This window comes from Urinicoccus massiliensis (genome assembly GCF_900120405.1).
Lineage (GTDB): Bacteria > Bacillota > Clostridia > Tissierellales > Peptoniphilaceae > Urinicoccus > Urinicoccus massiliensis.
Window position 1 is genome coordinate 371,675 of the sequence record NZ_LT635493.1, and the last position, 19,460, is coordinate 391,134.

At 41.8% G+C, this 19,460-nt stretch carries 19 protein-coding genes and 1 CRISPR repeat array; of the genes, 7 read left to right on the forward strand and 12 right to left on the reverse strand.

Going from position 1 to position 19,460, the window contains the following annotated elements:
* Window positions 1–53: 53 nt before the first annotated feature.
* Window positions 54–263: a hypothetical protein gene (locus tag BQ7400_RS06420; protein WP_072469843.1), complete on the reverse strand. Its 210-nt coding sequence runs from the start codon at window positions 261–263 to the stop codon at window positions 54–56.
* A gap of 158 nt (window positions 264–421) precedes the next feature.
* Between BQ7400_RS06420 and BQ7400_RS06425 the strand changes: the two genes are divergently transcribed.
* The 3 genes from BQ7400_RS06425 to BQ7400_RS06435 are packed head-to-tail and all read left to right on the forward strand — an operon-like array spanning window position 422 to window position 1,578.
* Window positions 422–892: a DUF2975 domain-containing protein gene (locus BQ7400_RS06425; protein WP_072469844.1), complete on the forward strand. Its 471-nt coding sequence runs from the start codon at window positions 422–424 to the stop codon at window positions 890–892.
* A 7-nt stretch (window positions 893–899) separates the two neighbouring features.
* On the forward strand, window positions 900–1,130 hold the full coding sequence (locus BQ7400_RS06430) for a helix-turn-helix domain-containing protein (protein WP_054254182.1): 231 nt from the start codon (window positions 900–902) through the stop codon (window positions 1,128–1,130).
* Complete coding sequence (locus BQ7400_RS06435; protein ID WP_072469845.1) at window positions 1,111–1,578, forward strand: hypothetical protein; 468 nt, start codon at window positions 1,111–1,113, stop codon at window positions 1,576–1,578. Before BQ7400_RS06430 ends, BQ7400_RS06435 begins: the two co-directional genes overlap by 20 nt.
* Window positions 1,579–1,636: 58 nt before the next feature.
* Here the strand turns inward: BQ7400_RS06435 and BQ7400_RS06440 are convergent, their stop codons facing one another.
* Window positions 1,637–2,290, reverse strand: a complete 654-nt coding sequence (locus BQ7400_RS06440; RefSeq protein WP_034440731.1) for a Crp/Fnr family transcriptional regulator — start codon at window positions 2,288–2,290, stop codon at window positions 1,637–1,639.
* Between the two features lie 138 nt (window positions 2,291–2,428).
* Here BQ7400_RS06440 and larA point away from each other — a divergent pair, with 138 nt between their 5' ends.
* Complete coding sequence (larA, locus tag BQ7400_RS06445) at window positions 2,429–3,706, forward strand: nickel-dependent lactate racemase (RefSeq protein WP_072469846.1); 1,278 nt, start codon at window positions 2,429–2,431, stop codon at window positions 3,704–3,706.
* A gap of 14 nt (window positions 3,707–3,720) precedes the next feature.
* Window positions 3,721–4,428 (forward strand): D/L-lactic acid transporter LarD, encoded by a 708-nt coding sequence (gene larD, locus BQ7400_RS06450; protein ID WP_072469847.1) that lies wholly within the window; start codon window positions 3,721–3,723, stop codon window positions 4,426–4,428.
* Window positions 4,429–4,502: 74 nt separating this feature from the next.
* Here the strand turns inward: larD and BQ7400_RS06455 are convergent, their stop codons facing one another.
* The 3 genes from BQ7400_RS06455 to gltX form a co-directional block, all read right to left on the reverse strand.
* Window positions 4,503–5,231 (reverse strand): TIGR03915 family putative DNA repair protein, encoded by a 729-nt coding sequence (locus tag BQ7400_RS06455; RefSeq protein WP_072469848.1) that lies wholly within the window; start codon window positions 5,229–5,231, stop codon window positions 4,503–4,505.
* Window positions 5,228–6,445 (reverse strand): putative DNA modification/repair radical SAM protein, encoded by a 1,218-nt coding sequence (locus tag BQ7400_RS06460; RefSeq protein ID WP_072469849.1) that lies wholly within the window; start codon window positions 6,443–6,445, stop codon window positions 5,228–5,230. Before BQ7400_RS06460 ends, BQ7400_RS06455 begins: the two co-directional genes overlap by 4 nt.
* Window positions 6,446–6,570: 125 nt before the next feature.
* A complete protein-coding gene (gene gltX, locus BQ7400_RS06465; RefSeq protein WP_072469850.1) occupies window positions 6,571–8,043 on the reverse strand; it encodes a glutamate--tRNA ligase in 1,473 nt (490 codons plus the stop codon).
* A gap of 327 nt (window positions 8,044–8,370) precedes the next feature.
* Here gltX and BQ7400_RS06470 point away from each other — a divergent pair, with 327 nt between their 5' ends.
* Both BQ7400_RS06470 and BQ7400_RS06475 read left to right on the forward strand, forming a co-directional pair.
* Window positions 8,371–8,538, forward strand: a complete 168-nt coding sequence (locus tag BQ7400_RS06470) for a DUF362 domain-containing protein (protein WP_072469851.1) — start codon at window positions 8,371–8,373, stop codon at window positions 8,536–8,538.
* A gap of 203 nt (window positions 8,539–8,741) precedes the next feature.
* The gene (locus BQ7400_RS06475; protein ID WP_165478613.1) at window positions 8,742–9,896 is read left to right on the forward strand and encodes an ISL3 family transposase; all 1,155 of its coding nucleotides are present in this window, start codon (window positions 8,742–8,744) and stop codon (window positions 9,894–9,896) included.
* Between the two features lie 103 nt (window positions 9,897–9,999).
* Window positions 10,000–10,897: direct repeats of the CRISPR family, unit length 36 nt; unit sequence GTTTAAGTACTATTCAAAACAACATAGCTCTAAAAC.
* 34 nt (window positions 10,898–10,931) lie between these two features.
* Here the strand turns inward: BQ7400_RS06475 and cas1 are convergent.
* From cas1 to BQ7400_RS06510, 7 genes are all read right to left on the reverse strand, one after another.
* Window positions 10,932–11,717, reverse strand: coding sequence for a type II CRISPR-associated endonuclease Cas1 (gene cas1, locus BQ7400_RS06480; RefSeq protein ID WP_072469852.1), 786 nt, complete (start codon window positions 11,715–11,717; stop codon window positions 10,932–10,934).
* 3 nt (window positions 11,718–11,720) lie between these two features.
* Window positions 11,721–15,728 carry a type II CRISPR RNA-guided endonuclease Cas9 gene (gene cas9, locus BQ7400_RS06485; protein WP_034440723.1) on the reverse strand — a complete coding sequence of 1,336 codons (4,008 nt, stop codon included), beginning with the start codon at window positions 15,726–15,728 and terminating at the stop codon, window positions 11,721–11,723.
* A 162-nt stretch (window positions 15,729–15,890) separates the two neighbouring features.
* Window positions 15,891–16,316 carry a hypothetical protein gene (locus tag BQ7400_RS06490; protein ID WP_034439912.1) on the reverse strand — a complete coding sequence of 142 codons (426 nt, stop codon included), beginning with the start codon at window positions 16,314–16,316 and terminating at the stop codon, window positions 15,891–15,893.
* A gap of 163 nt (window positions 16,317–16,479) precedes the next feature.
* Window positions 16,480–16,614, reverse strand: coding sequence for a FeoB-associated Cys-rich membrane protein (locus BQ7400_RS11025; protein ID WP_081944231.1), 135 nt, complete (start codon window positions 16,612–16,614; stop codon window positions 16,480–16,482).
* Window positions 16,615–16,632: 18 nt separating this feature from the next.
* Window positions 16,633–18,789: a ferrous iron transport protein B gene (gene feoB / locus BQ7400_RS06500; RefSeq protein ID WP_034439914.1), complete on the reverse strand. Its 2,157-nt coding sequence runs from the start codon at window positions 18,787–18,789 to the stop codon at window positions 16,633–16,635.
* Window positions 18,790–18,802: 13 nt separating this feature from the next.
* Window positions 18,803–19,060 carry a FeoA family protein gene (locus BQ7400_RS06505; RefSeq protein ID WP_034439916.1) on the reverse strand — a complete coding sequence of 86 codons (258 nt, stop codon included), beginning with the start codon at window positions 19,058–19,060 and terminating at the stop codon, window positions 18,803–18,805.
* Window positions 19,061–19,066: 6 nt separating this feature from the next.
* A complete protein-coding gene (locus BQ7400_RS06510; RefSeq protein WP_009431972.1) occupies window positions 19,067–19,294 on the reverse strand; it encodes a FeoA family protein in 228 nt (75 codons plus the stop codon).
* Window positions 19,295–19,460 lie beyond the last annotated feature (166 nt).

The window sequence follows — 19,460 nt, forward strand, 5'->3', positions numbered from 1 at the left end:
TTTTACCTTGTCTATTGTCTTTGCCTAAAAAAAGACTCGATCTTGTCTTTCTTCTATCTGGCCAGGGTCTTTTTAATTCCCCTACCAAGGAGTCTTTCCCGGCCGGGCTTATTCCATTCCACACTTTCACTACTGTCTTTTGACATTTCTTCCGACTTGGCTTCTTTTGAAATGAAGATCCTGATTTCTTTCCCTGGTCTATCCCATATCAAATAAGAGGCCTGTGAACGTTTGGGCTCTAGCATGAAAAAAAGAGTGGCCATTTTGAAGGGCCTTTCTCTTGTTTTGTTTAAAATCCTTCTTTTGAGTTTTACTCTAAACGCTATTTATTTATTGAATATCAATAAATAAATGTTGACTTTCAATAAAAACTTGCTATACTATACTTAAGCTTTATCCATTGAACTTTTCGAGGTGATTTATGAAAAAATTTAGAGTTTACTTTATTGGAGGTCTTTTAATCCTGGCCATGGCCCTTTGCCTGGGCCTGGCCTACGGAGGGTTCAAGCTTTCCTATATGGTCCTCTCCGTGACCCCTCAATTTTATAACATGCACATCCCCATGCTGGTCCTGTGTGAGGCCATGGTTCTTTGCCTAATTCTTGGCCTAGTCTTTGGTTTTTTGGCCCTTGTGGCCTATGGCCGGGACCAAATCTTTGACCGGAAGATGCTTTTCTACCTCCAGGGGACTTCTTTGTCCTTTGTGGGAATCTGCATCCTGGCCGTCTTGGCCATTGTCTTTACAAACTTCAACCTGGACGGGTCCATTACTAACCTAGCCTTTATGGGCCTCTTTCTCCTGGCCCTGCTTTTGAACCAGGTCTTTTTACTCCTGGCTGACCTAATCCGGCAAGGTATGACCCTAAAAGAAGAAAACGACTTAACAATATGAGGTGACTATGGGAAAAATAATTGTTGATCTAGATGTTGCCTTGGCCAAAAAGAAAATGACCCTGACAGAACTTTCTGACCAAGTGGGCATCAGCCTATCCAACCTGTCTATTTTAAAAACCAACAAGGCCAAGGCCATCCGCTTTTCCACCCTATCGGAGATTTGCCGGGTCCTGTCTTGCGATGTTGGAGACCTATTACGCTATGAGGAGGATGAAGATGACGAAAAAAACCTATAAACGATGCCTTCTAATTATGATTCTTATAGGCCTTTGCCTGGTCCCTGTCCTTTACGCCCAGTCGGACCACCGGCCCCAGGCCGTCAAGGAGGTGGCCTATGAGTTTCAGGTCCCCCTGTCTAAGGATGTCAAGCGTTTAAAGGAAATGTACAAGGAGCCGGACTTTCACGGAGATGGCGAAGCGGGAATCCTCCTGTCTGCCAAGGCAGAAGAAATTAAGTTCATAGAAGGCCAGCTAAGCCCCTATGAGGTGGATAAAAATTCCAAAGAATTTCAAGCTCTTGAAGGCTGCTTAACAGCTTTGAACCGTCGGGGCTTTCTACCAGGCTTAAGTGAAATCAGCCGGGCCTATTTTAAACAAACCACCGACTACCGCTATGGAAACTTCATTGGCCTGCTGATTGATGAAAAGACCAATAAAATTTTATATGTCCGTTGGGACACTTGAGCCTAAAAAAAGAGGACGCCCCTAGAAGCTTCCTCTTTTTTTGTCCCCTTAAAGGAGATTAAATTAAATACTGCTTAAAGTAGCCCTGGTCCCGGACCAGGATTTTTTTCCCTTCCATTTGGATGATGCCCTCCTCCTTGAGCTTGTGGAGGATTCGGTTGACGGAATTGGGGGTTGAAATCCCACAAAAGGCCGCCAGGTCGTCATTGGTAATAACCAGGTCAATTAGGGCTCCCCCCTGGGCCTCCACGCCAAACTCCCGGGCCATGTAATAGAGAAAGCTGCTTACAGCGCCAATTTTTCCATTCATCAGCATCATCCTCTGCCGGAGGATGGCCATGTTTAAATTTCGCCGGTAGTAGTCCTTGATGAAGTCCTGCAATTTTGGGTTTTCATTGATAATATCCCAAAATTCTACCCGGGGTACAGGGTAGTAGCTGGCGGTTTCCGACTCCACCCGGATTGACAGGGGGGAGTCTGTTGTATCGCTGTATTCATCCTTTAAAATGGATACAATGTCCGGCCCCTTGAGATAGGAGAGGTTGAACTTCCGCCCATCTCTCTGGAGGATGGAGGTTTTGACAATCCCCTCTTTCAGGACATAAGTATGGGATTGTTCAGAGCCCTGGTAAATAATATGGGACTTTCTCTTTTTTGTTTGAATCTTGTAGTTTTTTTGATCCAGAAGGTCAATTAGGTATTTATAGTCCATCTTTCCACCCATTCGCTTATTTTTATTAACAAATGTTATCATACTTTGTGCTTTTTTTCCATTTTTTCTTGTGCTATAGTCATGGATATTTGAAAAAAGATTCATTTGGAAAAAATTCATTTTAGGAGATGTAAAAAAATGATCAAAATTAAGGTACCCTATGACCACACAAGCATGGAAGTTTGCTTGGACGAAAAAAACTTTGCCGGAAAATTACTGGGCCAACAAACCCACTATGTTCCGGAAAAAGCCCAAGAAGAAATCGTCGAAGATTCCTTGGACAACCCCATTGGGTCTGAAAAATTAGAAGACCTGGTTCAGGGAAAAAAAGATATTGTCCTAATTTCCTCTGACCACACCCGTCCCGTTCCATCAAAAATTATTACCCCCATCCTTCTGAGAAGGATTCGTAGTGCCAACCCCCATGCCCGGATTCGGATCCTTGTGGCTACAGGTTTCCACCGTCCTTCCACCCGGGAAGAACTCATTGCCAAATACGGCCAAGAAATTGTCGACAATGAAGAAATTGTCATGCATGTTTCCACAGATGATGCATCCATGGAAAAAATCGGCACCCTACCCAGTGGTGGCGCCTGCATTATCAATAAAATTGCCGCCGATTGCGACCTTTTAATTGCAGAAGGCTTTATCGAAGCCCACTTCTTCGCCGGTTTTTCCGGTGGCCGCAAGTCCGTCCTTCCCGGTGTGGCTTCCTACAAGACCATCATGGCCAACCACAGCGGTGAATTCATCGACGACAAACACTCCCGGACCGGCATCCTGGCCCACAACCTCATCCATGAAGACATGGTTTACGCCGCCAGAAAAGCCAAACTGGCCTTTATCGTCAATGTCGTCTTAAATGGCAAACATGAAATCATCGGTTCCTTTGCCGGAGACATGGAAGCCGCCCACAAGGTCGGTTGCGACTTTGTCCGTCAATTGGCTAGCGTCAAAAAAATTGACTGCGACATTGCCATTACCACCAACGGTGGAGCCCCCTTGGACCAAAACATTTACCAAGCCGTCAAGGGTATGACTGCAGCTGAAGCCACCGTCAAGGAAGGCGGCGTCATTATCTCCGCTTGTGCCTGTGGCGACGGTCATGGTGGCGAAGGCTTCTACCACAACATTGCCGATGTCAAGGAAGCCAAAGAATTTGAAGACTTGGCCATCCATACCCCTCGTCTAGAAACCCTTCCCGACCAATGGACCTCCCAAATCTTTGCCCGAATCCTTTCCCACTACCATGTTATTCTAGTTTCCGACCAAGTGGACGAAAAACTCGTTACTGACCTCCATATGCAATTGGCTAGAACCATGGACCAAGCCTTGGATATGGCCTACGACCTTATGGGCAAGGATGCAAAAGTTGTTGTCATTCCCGACGGCTTGGGCGTTGTCGTAGAAGACTAATAGGAGGGCTGCCTGTGTTTTCTAAACTACTAGCTGAATTTTTGTCCACAGCCCTGATGATTGTCTTTGGGGTTGGCGTCCACTGTGACGAAGTTTTGAACCGGACCAAGTACCAAGGGTCTGGCCACCTCTTTGCCATTACTACTTGGGGTTTTGGGATCACCATTGCCCTGATGGTCTTTGGCGATGTTTGTATGAACCCGGCCATGGCCCTGACCCAGGCTGTCCTGGGTATGATCCCCTGGTCCTATTTTATCCCCTATACCCTGGCAGAATGTCTGGGAGCCTGCCTTGCTTCCTTGCTGATGTATGTCATCTACAAGGACCAATTTGACGCCTCCCTGGAAATTGACCCCGTTCGGGTTCGGAATATTTTTTCCACCAACCCCCTTATTCGGGACCTGCCCCGGAACTTTTTCGTAGAATTTTTTGCTACTTTCGTCTTTATCTCGGCAATCTTGGGGATTGTAAAAAACCAACCCAACCTGGTTTCCATCGGTGTTGGCCTCTTGGTTTGGGCCATTGGTATGGCCCTGGGCGGTCCTACAGGATTTGCCATGAACCCGGCACGAGACCTGGGCCCCAGACTGGCCTACACCCTCCTGCCCATTAAGAATAAAACCAACAACGACTGGCAATACGGCCTCCTGATTCCAGGACTTGCCCCCTACTTCGGGGCCCTTTGTGCCGCTGCCTTTGCAAAATTTTACCTGGGCTTCTAATAAAATTTATTGTTTTTCCCTAATATAGAAAGGCTCCCTCTTAGCAAGTTAAGAGGGAGCCTTTTTTCTTGCCCTTAAAACAAGTCCTGGACTTCTGTCAAAAATTCCCAATACCTTTGGGGCATGTTGGTCTTTTGCAATTTTTTATTTTTTCTTTCTTCAATGGAAATGGCCCGGTTAAAGGTCCTCCAAAGGTCCTGGTAGGTCTCCTCTTTCTTGGAATAGGTCTCTTCAAGAGAATCCACCTCTACAAAAGACAGCTGGCCATCCTGGTGGACCAGGCCAGTCCCCCGCCCCAGGTCGTGGATCAAAAAAGTTTCCCGAGGCAGGCGGTTTTTAAAGTGGAGGCCCAGGGGGTAGAGGATATTTCCCTTGGGCCGGATGGGGCCATAAAGGGCTCCATTTTCCAATTCTCGAAAGCGCAAAAGTCCCTTGTAGGAATGGGCTTCTGAAGAAATGGTCTTGGCATTTTTCACAAGAGCCCGGGCCTGGGGATGGTCGCTGTAGAGGATGTCACGGCCATGGTCCACCATAAGGTAGATGGTCAGGGCCAGGGCATTTTCAATTTCAGGCCGGTCGGCCAGGATGGCCCACTTAAATTCATGGTTCAAAAAGCCCGGAAAATTTTCTTTTAAATAGGCCAGGACCCTTTGACTTTTGGCCTGGTTGCTTTTGACCTGGACCAGGTCCTGGAGGAAGGAAGGGGAAAAACCCCTTTCAAAACGGATATTTTTTCGATAGGGATAGCCGTCAAAGACCGCCGTTAAAAGTCCCTGGGGAGTCCCGTCATATTGAAAAATCATGGCAAAAAACTCATTTGCTGGACATCTTGGTCCCGGCCCACCAGGTCCCGGCGGATGTCTTCTAAATTTTTTCCCGCCCCCGGCAGGGCCCTTCCCCGGGCCAAGATAAAGTGTTTGGCCCTTTTGACAGAAATATTTAAAGAGCGCAAGCTGTCGATGGTCAAGGCACTATAGCGCCGGGCCTGGAGGATCCTCCGGGCATACCTGGGGCCAATGCCGGGAATCCGCAAGAGTTCCTCATAGGATGCCCGGTTGATTTCCATGGGAAAAAGATCCATGTGCTGGAGAGCCCAGGAGGCCTTGGGGTCCAAGTCCAGGTCAAAATTGGGCTCCTGGTCTGTTAAAATTTCCCGGGCCTGGAATTGGTAAAAGCGCAGGAGGAAGTCCCCCTGGTAGAGCCGGTGCTCCCGCTTCAAGGGAGGAGGTCCCGCCGGCACCAGGCTGGTTTGGTTCACAGGAACATAGGCTGAAAAATACACCCGCTTTAAGCCCTGTCTCTGGTAGAGAAGTTCGCTGAGGCTTAAAATGTCCCGGTCACTTTCCCCCGAAGCCCCAATAATCATCTGGGTGGTTTGGCCTGCCGGGATAAAGGTCTTTTTCTTTCCCTTCCGCCCCTCCTCTTGGTCCAGGAGGGTCTCGCTAATTTGCCTCATGGGTCCCATAATAGATTTTTGCGTTTTTTGTGGAGCCAAGAGGGCTAGACTTTTGGTAGAGGGCAGCTCAATATTGACACTGCCCCGGTCGATGTAGGACCCCAGCTCAGCTACTAATCTTGCATCGGTGCCGGGGATAATCTTCATGTGGATGTAGCCATAAAAGCCCCTTTCCCGGAGCTTTTTGGCCACCTGGACCATCCTTTCCGAAGTCTCGTCAATATTGGGATAGATCCCAGAAGATAAAAAAAGCCCCTCAATATAATTTCGCCGGTAAAATTCCAGGGTCAAGTCCACCAACTCATCGGGGCTAAAGGCTGCCCGGGGGACATGGTTGGACCGACGGTTGAGGCAATAAGCACAGTCAAAAACACACTGGTTGGTCATCAAGACCTTTAAAAGAGAAATACAGCGGCCGTCCTCGCTCCAAGAATGGCAAATCCCACTGACATGCCCATTGCCCATGCCCCCCTGGCTGGCCCGACTGGACCCGGAAGAAGAACAGGAGACATCATACTTGGCGGCATCAGATAAAATTGTCAGTTTTTCAAATAAGTCCATTTTTCTCACCTTTTGCCTATTATACCATAGAAGGCAGGAATTTTAAACGTATGTTTTTTCTCTTTTTCATTTCATTTATTTGTTCTTTTCCCTACAAAAAAAGAGGAGCCTAGGCTCCCCCTAACTTACTTGTTTAAAATTTGATTGATTCTTTCCAGCATCTTTTCCTTACCCAAAAGTTCCATGATGTTGGACAGTTCCGGTCCATGGACATTGCCTGTCAAGGCTGCCCGGGTCGGCATGTAGAGGCCCTTGCCCTTGATGCCGGTCTTTTTTTGGATCCGTTTCATCACCGTCTTGGCAAATTCTTGGTCCACTTGGTCCACAGAATCCAATTCTTCCTTTAAGGCCCCTAAAAGATCGCCAATTTGGTCGCTGGCCAATTGGTCCTTGGCTTCCTCTTCCGTAACTTCCAAGTTGCCAAACAAGAAGGCCGTCTTTTCTGGCACCTCTTCAATCCGAGATAAGGATTCTCTCACGGTTTCCAAGAGCAACTTTAACCAATCCCGGTGGCCTTGGACAAAGTCTTGGCTAATAAGACCCGCCTTGACCAATTCCGGAATGGAGAGGTCCACCAAGTCATCAACGGGTAATTCCTTGATATAGTGAGCATTGACCCAGTCTAGCTTGTTCTTATCAAAAACTCCCCCGGCCTTGGAAACCCGGTCAAAGGAAAACTGGTCAATCAAGTCCTTCATGGAAAGAATTTCTTCATTGTCCTTGGGACTCCAGCCCACAAGAGCCAGGTAGTTAATCAAGCCTTCTGGCAGGTAACCCCGGTTTTTAAAGTCTTCCACGCTGACATCCCCTTGGCGTTTAGACAACTTCTTGTGGTCGGCATTTAAAACGCCGGGTAGGTGGACATATTGAGGTTTTTCCCAGCCAAAACAGTCGTAGAGGTAGATGTGCTTGGGTGTAGAGGGCAACCATTCTTCCCCCCGGACAATGTGGGTGATCTTCATTAAATGGTCATCCACCACCACAGCCATATGGTAGGTTGGGAAACCATCCGACTTCATCAAAACCTGGTCGTCCATTTCATTGGTGTTGATGGTAATGTCCCCCCGGACAGCATCATGGAATTTAATATCCATATTTTCCGGTAACTTTAAGCGGACAACAGCCTTTTCCCCCTTGGCGATCCTTTCCCTGGCTTCGTCCAGGGGAACAGACCGGCAAAGACCATCATAACGGGGAATTTGTCCCTTAATCTTTTGTTCCTCCCTCAAGTGGTCCAGGCGGTCCTTGGAGCAGAAACAATAATAGGCGTGGCCCTCTTCCAAGAGTTGGTCCACATACTTTTGGTAAATATCCAGACGTTCAGATTGGATATAGGGACCGTAGTCTCCCCTTTCCACAATCTTGCCGTCCTCCATAAAGACCCCTTCGTCATAGTCAATCCCGGCCCATTTCAAGGATTGAATCAGGCCCTCAATGGCCCCTTCCACAAAACGAGTCCGGTCCGTATCTTCAATTCTTAAAACCATCTTGCCATGGTTGGCCTTGGCAAATAAATAATTATATAAAGCCGTACGAAGCCCTCCAATGTGCAAATAACCTGTTGGACTTGGAGCAAATCTAAGTCGTACTTCCGTCATAAATAACCCTCCTGATTCATTTTATAAAGTATCCTTCAAATATTATAACACAATTCCCCTGCCTGCCCAAAAAAATCCGTCCCAGAATAAAAAAGTTTTGTATTTAGCCTAACCTAATCAAGGTTTGTTTTTTCTTTATCAAGTCTTGCCCTGGAAAACCCCATAACCATGCCATTTGTCCAGCAAAAGCAAGAAAAAATTTCCAACTTTTACTTTTTTTCTTTCCTCAATTTACCAATCTTTTTTACAATAATTCATTGATTTCTTATAAATCCTTGTTATAATAGACATATACGTTAAATCAATATTTTTAAGGAGGAATTTTCAATGGCATATGTAATTACTGACGCTTGTATCGCATGTGGTGCTTGCAAACCAGAATGTCCAGTAGACTGCATCAGCGAAGGTGCTATTTACGAAATCGACGAAAATGCTTGCATCGATTGTGGTTCTTGTGCAGGAGTTTGCCCAACTGGAGCAGCTCAACCAGAATAAAAAATACTTATAAAAATTAAGGCCACCCTTTTGGGTGGTCTTTTTTTAATTCAGGTTCTATAATAAATGTTGGGGTCCCCCTAGACTCCAACATTTATTTTTTGCCATAAAAAATGCACTTATCTCTTTTTTCCTTTACAATAAAGTTACCACAACAAAATGAAAGGGTGAGATAAGTGCAAAACTATACTAACACAAATCTATTGAATTTAAAAGGTGTCTCTATTGACGAGGTGGTCTCTTTTGATGATCACATTGATGTAAAACTCCATTCTTTATACAAGGAGGGACTTTGTCCTGTTTGTGGGCATAAGACCTCTCGCATCCATGATTATCGTCTGCAAAGGATCCAACATACGCCCATTGGCTTGCGGAAGGTCTTTCTTTTTCTTCGGAAGAAGCGCTTTGTTTGTCCTCATTGTCAGAAGCGTTTTTATGAGTCTTTGGATTTCTTAGCTCCTTATTCTAGACGGACTAAGGATCTCCACTTCTTTATCCAAGACCAATTAAAACAGGTCCGGTCTTTATCTTCTATTGCCAAGGACTTGGGTTTATCTTCCTCTTGTCTCACAAGCTATCTAAAGTTGGCTCCAAGGAGGCGGCCAAATCTTCCTCGGGTCTTAAGTATGGATGAGTTTAAGGGAAATGCTGGTGGGGATAAATACCAATGTATTTTAGTGGATCCAATCCATCACCAGGTACTGGATATTTTACCCTCTCGACGAAAAAAGGCTTTAATGGACTACTTTTCTTCTTTTCCCAAGGAAGAACGAAGAAGGGTGAAGTATGTGGTTATGGATATGAGTCATCTTTTCTACGCCGTCTTAAAGGAATTCTTCCCTCAGGCAACCTTCATTGCGGATAAGTTTCATTTTGCCAGACAAGTCTTTTGGGCCTTAGAGAATGTCCGCAAGACACGACAAAAGACAAGGGATGCAAAGTATCGCCTCTACTTTAAACGGTCCAAGTCCATCCTACGGAAAAAAGGCAGTCGGCTAAGCCCCGAAGAAAAAGAAAAGCTGGAACTAATGCTTTGGCAAGACAAGGAAATCAAAGAAGCTTATCTCTTAAAAGAACGCTTTTATGACGTCTTAGATGCCTCCAGCAAAGAAGAAGCAAGACAGGCCTTAGACAAGTGGCTGTGGGTTGCTAAAGAAAGTGGATTAAAGGAATTTAAAGCCAGTATTCGGGCCTATGAAAACTGGAAAGAAGAAATCCTAAACGCCTTTTCCACAGGCATCACCAATGGACAAACAGAAGGCTTTAACAACAAAATCAAAGTGATTAAACGGGTTTCCTATGGGTATCGGAATTTTGAGAACTTTAAGAGTCGCATTTTAATGGTCTTTCGAGCATAAGAAAGGGGCGAGAATGAATCTCACCCCAACATTTGACAAAGAACCTTAATTCAAAACAAGATAGCTCTAAAACTCGCCGCGGGGCTTCCCTCCTTTATTTCTTGTTTAAGTACTATTCAAAACAACATAGCTCTAAAACATAGACTCCCAAAAAGTCATCCTAGGTCCTGGTTTAAGTACTATTCAAAACAACATAGCTCTAAAACTCAGTTGCCGAGGCATCTCTTTATCAATGAGTTTAAGTACTATTCAAAACAACATAGCTCTAAAACGCTGCCGTAGGCGTAGTAACAGGCGGATATAGTTTAAGTACTATTCAAAACAACATAGCTCTAAAACTTTAAGTAAATCTTTCCGTCGGTTACAGTAGTTTAAGTACTATTCAAAACAACATAGCTCTAAAACTTGGCCTTTATCATCACTGAGCTTACTGGTGGTTTAAGTACTATTCAAAACAACATAGCTCTAAAACGGTTGGCAAACTCGTCCAGGTAAATCCGTCGTTTAAGTACTATTCAAAACAACATAGCTCTAAAACTAGCTCTCTAGGCTCTTGGGTCCTAGGTCGGTTTAAGTACTATTCAAAACAACATAGCTCTAAAACAAACAATCAATTGGATCTATGCCTAATTGCTGTTTAAGTACTATTCAAAACAACATAGCTCTAAAACATCAAGGCTGGTCAAGTACTCCTTGACCTCGTTTAAGTACTATTCAAAACAACATAGCTCTAAAACCCCCCGTCCAGGGCAATGGCCCCCTCCAGGGTTTAAGTACTATTCAAAACAACATAGCTCTAAAACGGTTGGCAAACTCGTCCAGGTAAATCCGTCGTTTAAGTACTATTCAAAACAACATAGCTCTAAAACTAGACAATGCTTGCCCCGTCGGAAGTTCCAGTTTAAGTACTATTCAAAACAACATAGCTCTAAAACCACTACCTGGCCTAACAACGACAGACGGAGGTTTAAGTACTATTCAAAACAACATAGCTCTAAAACTGGACCAGGCGTATATCTTGTTGTAGTAATAGGTTTAAGTACTATTCAAATGTCCTTTATATGGATATGTGTTTTGAACTAATGCTAAAATAGCTTTCTTAATTTGTTTAAATTTTTCTTCTTGATTTTCCAGTACGATCTCATCAACGAGAACTCTAAAGGGTTCCATCAAATCACTGGCTAAGTTAAAGTTATTCAATTGGCTATGGTGCATTAACCCTAATTCTGTCCGGCAACCATTTAAAACAATTTCTCTTGCAAAGATGCTCAGTAGCAGGCTATAGCCATAATTTAAACCTGCATTGATATCTGTCTCTTCTTGTCTAGAAAAAGGTAGGCCAAAGAGTGTATTAAAATAAAGTCTGGCTGCATGGGCCTCCCTATTTGTAGGATCATTTCTTTCTATTTGGCAAGAGAATTCTTCAATCCTCTTGCCTTGGTCATCTTTTTCTCTTTTAAAAAGTAGTCTTGACTGGTTTATCAATTTTTGCCTCAACACTTCCATCCAGACCTCTTCCTTTTTTTCTTGGGCCCAGTCGATTTGTTTCTTGAATTCTAAACTATTATTGTAGCGCCCATAGAAGGGCATAAGGTTTGCTAGTGGTAGGGCTTTGTCATCGCAAAAAACAAGGTTTATTTTCTCATCTACGAGTCGCTTAATTAGCATACTTGTAATGGAAATATTTGTTGTTTCTAAAATAATGGAGTCTATCTCGGATAGATGAATCATTTCTGTTTGAATCCCTGTCTGAAAAACTAGATGGTTGTTTTTATAGCTTAGTTTTGAGTGTGTATTTACGACTACTGTTCTCCATCCCATTTTTTACTCCAATCGTAGTCTTGTTTCGTATAGTCCTGTTGGAGATTGGAAAATAACCTCACTTCCCCATAAGCAATTGGTAGATCTATATCTTTTCCTGGATATTTTTTCACCCAAAAATGTTATATCTGCTGCGGGACCACATTTTGTTATTGCTAATAAGTTTATAAAGGATTCGACTAATTCTTTTTCTTCTACATCTGGTCCCTTTCCATGGTATAGGTCCTTAATTTTTTCAATACTATTTTCTAGCTCTAAATATTTATTTGCAAATTCGACTATATAGTTTAAAAGCTCATCAAAGTACGCCTTATGTTCTACTATAAATTTATGACTTGTTTCATCTTCATTGTAATGCTTTAAATGATAAACAAATTCGAGTAAATTTTGCGGAAGATACATTTGATTTCCCTTTTGAAGTTCTCCTTTAGAATCATTTTCTTTGGATGCTCCTACAATCATTCGCCTAGATCCATTTTCTAGTTCAAAAAGGGTATAGTTTTTAAAGCTATTTATAATGCTAGCCTTATTAAATCCTATTTTTCCTAAATACTCAGTTGTTTGTCCCTCAAAATCTTTTTTATCCTTGATAGAAATACCCACAATTGCTTTTTTTGTTTTTCCATTTTCCAGGTAATTTATAGCAATATAATAGGCCATTTTTTCCTCAATATAGCCCCCGTATATATTCGGATCTAAATTATTCTTAATGGGAATTCTCTTTTCTGTCTTCTTGCTTGGTCGTGAATTAATTGTTTCTTTAAATAATCTCCCCTTACCTTCTTCAGCTTTTTTTATAATATTTATTTGCTTAGAAGAAAGAACCTTTCGGATGGTATTTAAGTCTTTATCTTTTTCCCAAGCTATTTCTCCATCTGGATTTGCCAGGAGGTCTTGAGAAAATCTCTCTATAATATTGGACATCTTGTATTTAGCTTGTGTTGCCTTATCCCCCTCTATCTTCCTATGGTAGGAATATTTACCATAGATCAAGTCCTTAGCCATGTATGGATAGAGCTCCAGTAGTTTCAAGGCAATAACTCCATTTAAATAGGCATCATGGGCATGATGATAGTCGTTCACTTCTCTGACTTTATAGAAGTCAAATTTTTTACGGAATTGGCTGGTTAAAGCTGATTTTAATAGGACAATATTTATTTCACCAACTTCTTTCTTTTCATTTAAGTGGTGACTTAAAAGATTGGCGACATGTTTTGTAATCTGTCTCGTTTCAACTAACTGGCGATTTATAAATTGTTGACGATCTCGATCTGTCAATTTTCCCTTGGTTAGATTATTAAATTTTCGTTGAGACATTAATCCTGCCCTTAATAATTGTTTCCAGAAGCCCTTTTGTTGCCTTACAATATCCGGACTAGGCACGTTGTCTAATTTCCCTCTGTTTACCGTTGATGAGGTTAGTACCAGGTTGTCAAAAGAATTATCTGTTATAAAGCTTCTGGGTATAATGTGGTCTATATCGTAGGTTTGTAATTGTCCAATATCTAAATCTTTTCCGGTATAGATATCTTTTCCATTTTGTAGGCAATAAAGGTAGTATTTGGGACTTTTTAACATTTCTTCATCCAAGGCTTGCTTTTCCACATGAACACTATCCAGATTTTCCAATCCTTCTTGAATTTTCTTAAGTCTTGCTTTTGATTTGTTCTTTCCCTCTTGAGTTGTTTGATTTTCTCTAGCCATCTCTATCACAATGTTTTTCGGCCTATCCTTCATTTTTCGGATAATTTCATCAACAATCCGGATGCTTTGATAGATTCCTTTTTTTATTGCAGGACTTCCAGGTAAATCTTTTACGATTTCTTTGATGTCATTGACTTGGTTAATATCTTGGGCTTTTCTTATTTTCTCCTTAAAAGACAAAGTATCATCATTGATTAGTTGCATAAAATTTCGATTCATGTTTTTAGGGCAACCATTATCTTCAATCAGGTAATCTAAAATCGTTTTGTTGCTTTGCTCATCTCTGATGCCGTTAATTAATTTTTCTGATAATTGTCCCCAACCTGTATAGTGCTTTTTAGATAATTGATTGATGGCCTTTTCGGATAATTTATCTTTAAATTTCATCAGCTGTCTTTTCCGCATTTTTCTATCTTCAAAAATGGTTAGAATTTTTATTATCTCCTCTAAGATTTCATCCTCATCTTTTTCTAACAATTTTTTCATATCTGGAATTTTAGATAAATCAATATAGGTGCTATAGTTTGAATTAAAACTATCCTCTATCCCCTTGATTTCAGGCGCAATTATTTGTTCTTTATTTTCTATATATTTAACAAGTTGGTTTTTAGTTACTTTGGATTTGTTTTTAAATAGATCATTAAAAATAGCTATCTTTTCCCTGCTAGAGAAGTTTTGTAAAATTCCTCGTTCATCTATATAGCTGATTTTCGTCAATTCATTGAAAATAGTGAATTTTTGATAGATTAAAGACCTCTTAGGTAGGACTGGTTCGTCGGGTAAATAAGTATCTCGACTGGTTAGGTTTTCAATAAATAACTCTGCAGATTTATCTATATCTACAATCTTATCAAAGTTCCATGGTTTTATTTTTTCCTCCGAATTTGATCGCTCCAACCAAGCAAATCGACTTTCTCCTTTTGCTAATGGTCCAACATAGTAAGGAATCCTAAAGGTCAATAAGGATATTATCTTATCCCTATTTTCTTTTAAAAAGGAATAATGTTTTTCTTGCTGGTCTAAAACGGCTGTTAATTCTTGAAGATGAATTTGATAAGGAATCACTCCGTTATAAAAAGATCTTTGCTTTCTTAGAAAATTTTCATTTTCTATGGCTTCTAAAAAATATTCTCCATTTTCTTCACCTTTAAGTTGTGCCTTTACAAATTTATAAAAATCTTCTTGACTTGTTTTCCCATCTATATATCCCGCATATCCATTTTTAGTGGCATCTTTAAAGGTTTCTCCATATTTTTCTGGTAGATACGCTTTAATATAGTCTTTGTATTTTTTAAGGTCTTCTCTGTGTTGGTTGTATAGTTCAACCATTTGTGCAGATAAGGGTGCTTTTGTTTCTTTCCCATCTGTCTTTAGAATTTTAGATAATTCAATGGCATTATAAACATTTTTCGCCTGAAGAAAAACATCTCTATAGCCTTCATCTATATTCGATAAAAGTTCTTCTAGATTTTCATCGTAGTCTTCTTCTTTTAAGTCAAGCTTAATATCATCTTCTAAATTAAATATTTTTTGAAAGTTTGCCTTGTTGCCAACAATTAGGGTTAAAAATATTCCGAACAAGCTTTGCCTCTTAACTCCCTGAAATAGAGCTATTGCTTGATCTAGCTTCTTGCTTCTAGAAATGTCTTGCTTGAATATATTTTCTATCTGTGTGAGGAGTTCATCATTGTAAATAATTTCTAAATTTTCATCTTCTAAGGCGCACACTTCATTATAACTATCGATAAATTCTTGAAAGCTTTCGCTGATAGATATCCCATCCATTTTTAAATCGCCCTCAATTAAAAAATGTCCCCGATACTTTATCATATGAGCTAAAGCCAAATAAATCAACCTCAAGTCAGCTTTTTGGTTGCTATCAGCTAAATCTTTTCTTAAATGGTATATCGTTGGATATTTATCATAGTAATTTTTATCTTCCTTTTCATTAGAAAAAATAGGATACTTACTATATTCCTTATCTTCTTCTACTAAAAAGCTTTCATCCAGTCTATGAAAAAAATTTGAATCCACTTCTCCCATGGACTTGTCAAAAATTTTTTGTAACTCTCGAATTCTAAAGCGCCGTCTTTCATAACGACGTCTAGCAATTCTTTTCACTCTTGTGTCTTGAGCAGTATCTCCCTGTTCAAATAAAAAGCTTCCCCAAAGATTTTTCTTAACTTCCTTTTTATCCGTATTTCCACTAATCTTGATTTTCTTGCGTACCAGAGTTAAATCATCTTTTATTACAGCCCATCCTACTGAGTTTGTTCCAATATCTAAACCAATTGTATAATTCTTCATACTTCCTCCTCATAAACTTTAATTTGACATATTTTTAAATAGTGGTATACTATAGGTGTACTATTCAAAACAATATAGCGAGTTAAAATAAGGCTTAGTCCGTATCCAACTTACTAGTAGCGCTGTCTCGGCGCTTTTTTTATGCCCTTTTTTTACTCCCTCTTACCTTTTGAAAAACTTCTCATTGGCCAAGGCCTCCAGGGTAAATTTTTTTACCTCCCCCTCCTTAAATGCAATGGATACTTCCTTGCCCCCGTGAATTTCTCGAATTTTTCCAGGGCCGTATTTTTTATGTATCCATACATCGCCGACCCTTACTGGGGCTTTCAAGGGGGTCTCCTGGCCGGTCTTGGCCTTTACAGCTGCTGGAGATGGATCTTTCGGGGCCTGGTAAAAGAGGTCTTCTTGCTCTTCTGATTTTTCCAAGTAGGCGTCGCAAAATCTGGAACTATAACAAGACCTGTGCAGGGCATTGCAATACCTGGCCTTATTGTCCCTATGCCGGCACCTGGTCACATGTCTTCTTTCGTCATCCTCTCTTTTATGTAGGGCTTCCAGGTGATAGGGGGTACCACTGATATTCCTCATATTAACCTCCATGAAATTCTTTCATTTTTACCATTATACCCCTATTTCTATCTCTTTATCAATTTTTTTATGACCTAGCGGACCAGATTTAAGTCCCCTTCCCATGGGCCATGGCTATAGAAAAAGACCACCTCCAGGGTGGTCTTTTCTACTTTTTATGCTTTTAGTTTTTTTCATGTTTATGGTCACAGTGGCAAGCACCGGGGCAACAAGAGCAGCCGCCCTTGGTTTTTTTCACGTGTTTAATAGCAAAATAACAGGCCACTAGGATCACAATTCCTATAATAATTGTTCCCATAACATATCCTTTCTAGACTTAACGGTTTTCTCCAGCTGCCTTCATGGCTGTCTTGGCCAGTCTATCTTTTGGATCGGGTCTAAAGAGCAGGTAAACCATCAGGACTAAGCATGCAAAGGCAATGTAAGTCCAAAGGGTCATGGCTTCTCCCAAGACAAGAACGCGACCAAATTGATAAATCATCAAGGCAATGACATAGGAGAAAAGAATTTGATAACCAATGGCTGTCCAGGTCCACTTGGCGGAATTCATTTCATTCCGGATGGCGCCCACTGATGCGAAGCATGGAACAGTCAATTGGTTAAATACGGTAAAGCTCAAGGCGCTAACAGATGTAAAGGAGGATGCTGCAAAGGCAATAACCCCTGAATCTGATGAGTCCAAGCCGGCTCCAAGTCCTGCAACAACTCCATAGGTTCCTACAACGGCTTCCTTGGCTACAAGGCCTGTAAAGGTAGCTACAACGGCCTTCCAGTCTCCAAAGCCCAGGGGAGCAAACAAGGGGGCAAAGAAGCCACCAATGGCTGATAGGATGGAATCTGTAGAAGCATCTTCAAAGGTGTGGAATTCACCCTTGACGCTGATGTTACTTAAGAGCCAAATAGCGATGGTTGCTAAAAGAATAATGGTTCCGGCCTTGACAACAAAGGCCTTGCAACGGTCATAGGTGGACCGTAAGACGTTTCTTGGGTTGGGGAAGTGGTATTCCGGCAACTCCATAACAAAGGGAGCTGGATCCCCTTGGAAAAGTTTGGTTTTCTTAAGGATAATCCCTGAAATAACCACAGCGGCAATCCCAATAAAGTAGGTCAAGGGGGCGAACCACCACTTGTCAATGAAAATTGCTGCAGAGAAGAGAGAAATAATGGCCAACTTAGCCCCACAGGGTAAGAAGGAAGCTGTAATAATAGTCATCCGACGGTCATTGTCATTTTCAATAGTTCTGGTGGCCATGATTCCAGGAACGGCACAACCGGTCCCAATTAGAATCGGGATAAAACTCTTGCCAGACAGGCCGAATTTACGGAAGATCCGGTCCAAGATAAAGGCAATCCGGCTCATATAACCAATGTCTTCCAAGATGGCCAAAAGTAAGAACATACAAGCAATAACAGGTAGGAAGCCTAAAACAGCCCCAACACCACCGATGATTCCGTCTACCACTAAGGAGTGCATCCAGTCAGCCACGCCGGCATTGGTAAGCAGTTGGTCAATCCCGCCTTGGGTCCATTCAGCCACTACGGTGTCGTTGACCCAGTCCGTAATGGGTTGGCCTACCCAGATAATGGAAATATAGTAGACACCCACCATAATCAAGGCGAAAATCGGCAGGGCCAGCCAACGGTTAGTGACAATCCGGTCAATCTTATCCGTTGTGGTTTCTCCCGTTCTTCCCTTGCGAACATTTCTCTTGGTCACATCTGTAACCAATTGGTAGCGGGCATCGGTCATGATGCCTTCCCCATCATCATCATGGTCTTCTTCAAACTTGGATATAAGAGCTTCCAGACGACTTTTTTGGTCTTGGTTTAAGTTATATTTTTCTAAAACTTTTTCGTCCCTTTCAAGAAGCTTGATGGCCAAAAAGCGTCTGGCCTTTTCTTCTTTTAAGCCTGGAACAATTTCTTCAATTCCGGCCAAGACATCTTCAATATCCTTGGGATATTTTTCTTCCGCTTGGACCTTTTTAGTCAAGGCCACCTTTTTGGCCACATGGATCAATTCATCCACACCTTGGTTTTTCAGGGCAGAAATTTCCACCACTTGGCAACCCAAGTCCTTAGAAAGCCCCCCTGTATCAATCTTGTCCCCATTCTTCCGGACGACGTCCATCATGTTTAGGGCCAAGACAAAGGGAATGCCCAATTCAGACAACTGGGTGCTTAAATAAAGATTTCTTTCAATATTCGCTGCATCGACAATGTCGATAATGACATCTGGAACTTCGTTAATTAAATAGTCCCGACTGACAACTTCTTCTAAAGTGTAGGGTGAAAGGGAATAAATTCCCGGCAAGTCCGTAATACTAACTTCCTTGTCCTTTTTATAGACCCCTTCCTTCTTTTCAACTGTGACTCCTGGCCAGTTCCCTACATATTGGTTGGAGCCTGTAAGTAAATTAAATAAGGTGGATTTCCCACTATTTGGATTCCCGGCAAGTGCTATGCGAATCATCTTATCCTCCTAGTTAATTATCTTCGATTTCTGAGGCATCAATAGGCTCAATTTGGACCATTTCAGCATCTTGTTTTCTCAAACTCAATTGGTATCCCCTCAGGTGTATTTGTACCGGATCCCCCAAAGGAGCCACCTTCACTACAGTGAAGCCTGCATTTTTTGTCAAACCCATATCCATGATACGCCGTTTAACAGCTCCCTGACCGGAGATTCTCTTTACACGATAAGACTCGCCAATTTTAGCATCTCTTAAGGTCAAAACTTCCATCCTTATCTACCCTCCTATAACTGTGACATCAATCCTTCTTGCAATGTCTTTTCCAATGGCCACACGGCTTCCCTTGATTTTCACAATGAGGTTTCCCATGGTTTCAGATACCACAGATAGGACAGCCCCTTCGATAAAACCAATATTTGCCAGAAATTTTTGCTGGTCATTATCCTTGATTCTCAAGCGTGCAATGGTGTAATCAACGCCAAGCTCTGCCATTAATAAATTCATTTTGCACCCCCTCATTGCTTACTAGAGCTAGTAACCATGTTCATGAACTAATAGCTACTATCAATACATATATATATTAGCAAACTCTCATTTATTTATCAATAATAATTCTCTAAATTAAGGTAATTTCCTAAAAAAATCCCTTTCTTTCCTTTTTTATATGGGA

Coding starts and splice junctions, on each gene's coding strand:
- BQ7400_RS06420 (WP_072469843.1), bottom strand. CDS start 263: ATGGCCACTCTTTTTTTCATGCTAGAGCCCAAACGTTCACAGGCCTCT.
- BQ7400_RS06425 (WP_072469844.1), top strand. CDS start 422: ATGAAAAAATTTAGAGTTTACTTTATTGGAGGTCTTTTAATCCTGGCC.
- BQ7400_RS06430 (WP_054254182.1), top strand. CDS start 900: ATGGGAAAAATAATTGTTGATCTAGATGTTGCCTTGGCCAAAAAGAAA.
- BQ7400_RS06435 (WP_072469845.1), top strand. CDS start 1,111: ATGACGAAAAAAACCTATAAACGATGCCTTCTAATTATGATTCTTATA.
- BQ7400_RS06440 (WP_034440731.1), bottom strand. CDS start 2,290: ATGGACTATAAATACCTAATTGACCTTCTGGATCAAAAAAACTACAAG.
- larA (WP_072469846.1), top strand. CDS start 2,429: ATGATCAAAATTAAGGTACCCTATGACCACACAAGCATGGAAGTTTGC.
- BQ7400_RS06455 (WP_072469848.1), bottom strand. CDS start 5,231: ATGATTTTTCAATATGACGGGACTCCCCAGGGACTTTTAACGGCGGTC.
- BQ7400_RS06460 (WP_072469849.1), bottom strand. CDS start 6,445: ATGGACTTATTTGAAAAACTGACAATTTTATCTGATGCCGCCAAGTAT.
- gltX (WP_072469850.1), bottom strand. CDS start 8,043: ATGACGGAAGTACGACTTAGATTTGCTCCAAGTCCAACAGGTTATTTG.
- BQ7400_RS06470 (WP_072469851.1), top strand. CDS start 8,371: ATGGCATATGTAATTACTGACGCTTGTATCGCATGTGGTGCTTGCAAA.
- cas1 (WP_072469852.1), bottom strand. CDS start 11,717: ATGGGATGGAGAACAGTAGTCGTAAATACACACTCAAAACTAAGCTAT.
- cas9 (WP_034440723.1), bottom strand. CDS start 15,728: ATGAAGAATTATACAATTGGTTTAGATATTGGAACAAACTCAGTAGGA.
- BQ7400_RS06490 (WP_034439912.1), bottom strand. CDS start 16,316: ATGAGGAATATCAGTGGTACCCCCTATCACCTGGAAGCCCTACATAAA.
- BQ7400_RS11025 (WP_081944231.1), bottom strand. CDS start 16,614: ATGGGAACAATTATTATAGGAATTGTGATCCTAGTGGCCTGTTATTTT.
- feoB (WP_034439914.1), bottom strand. CDS start 18,789: ATGATTCGCATAGCACTTGCCGGGAATCCAAATAGTGGGAAATCCACC.
- BQ7400_RS06505 (WP_034439916.1), bottom strand. CDS start 19,060: ATGGAAGTTTTGACCTTAAGAGATGCTAAAATTGGCGAGTCTTATCGT.
- BQ7400_RS06510 (WP_009431972.1), bottom strand. CDS start 19,294: ATGAATTTATTAATGGCAGAGCTTGGCGTTGATTACACCATTGCACGC.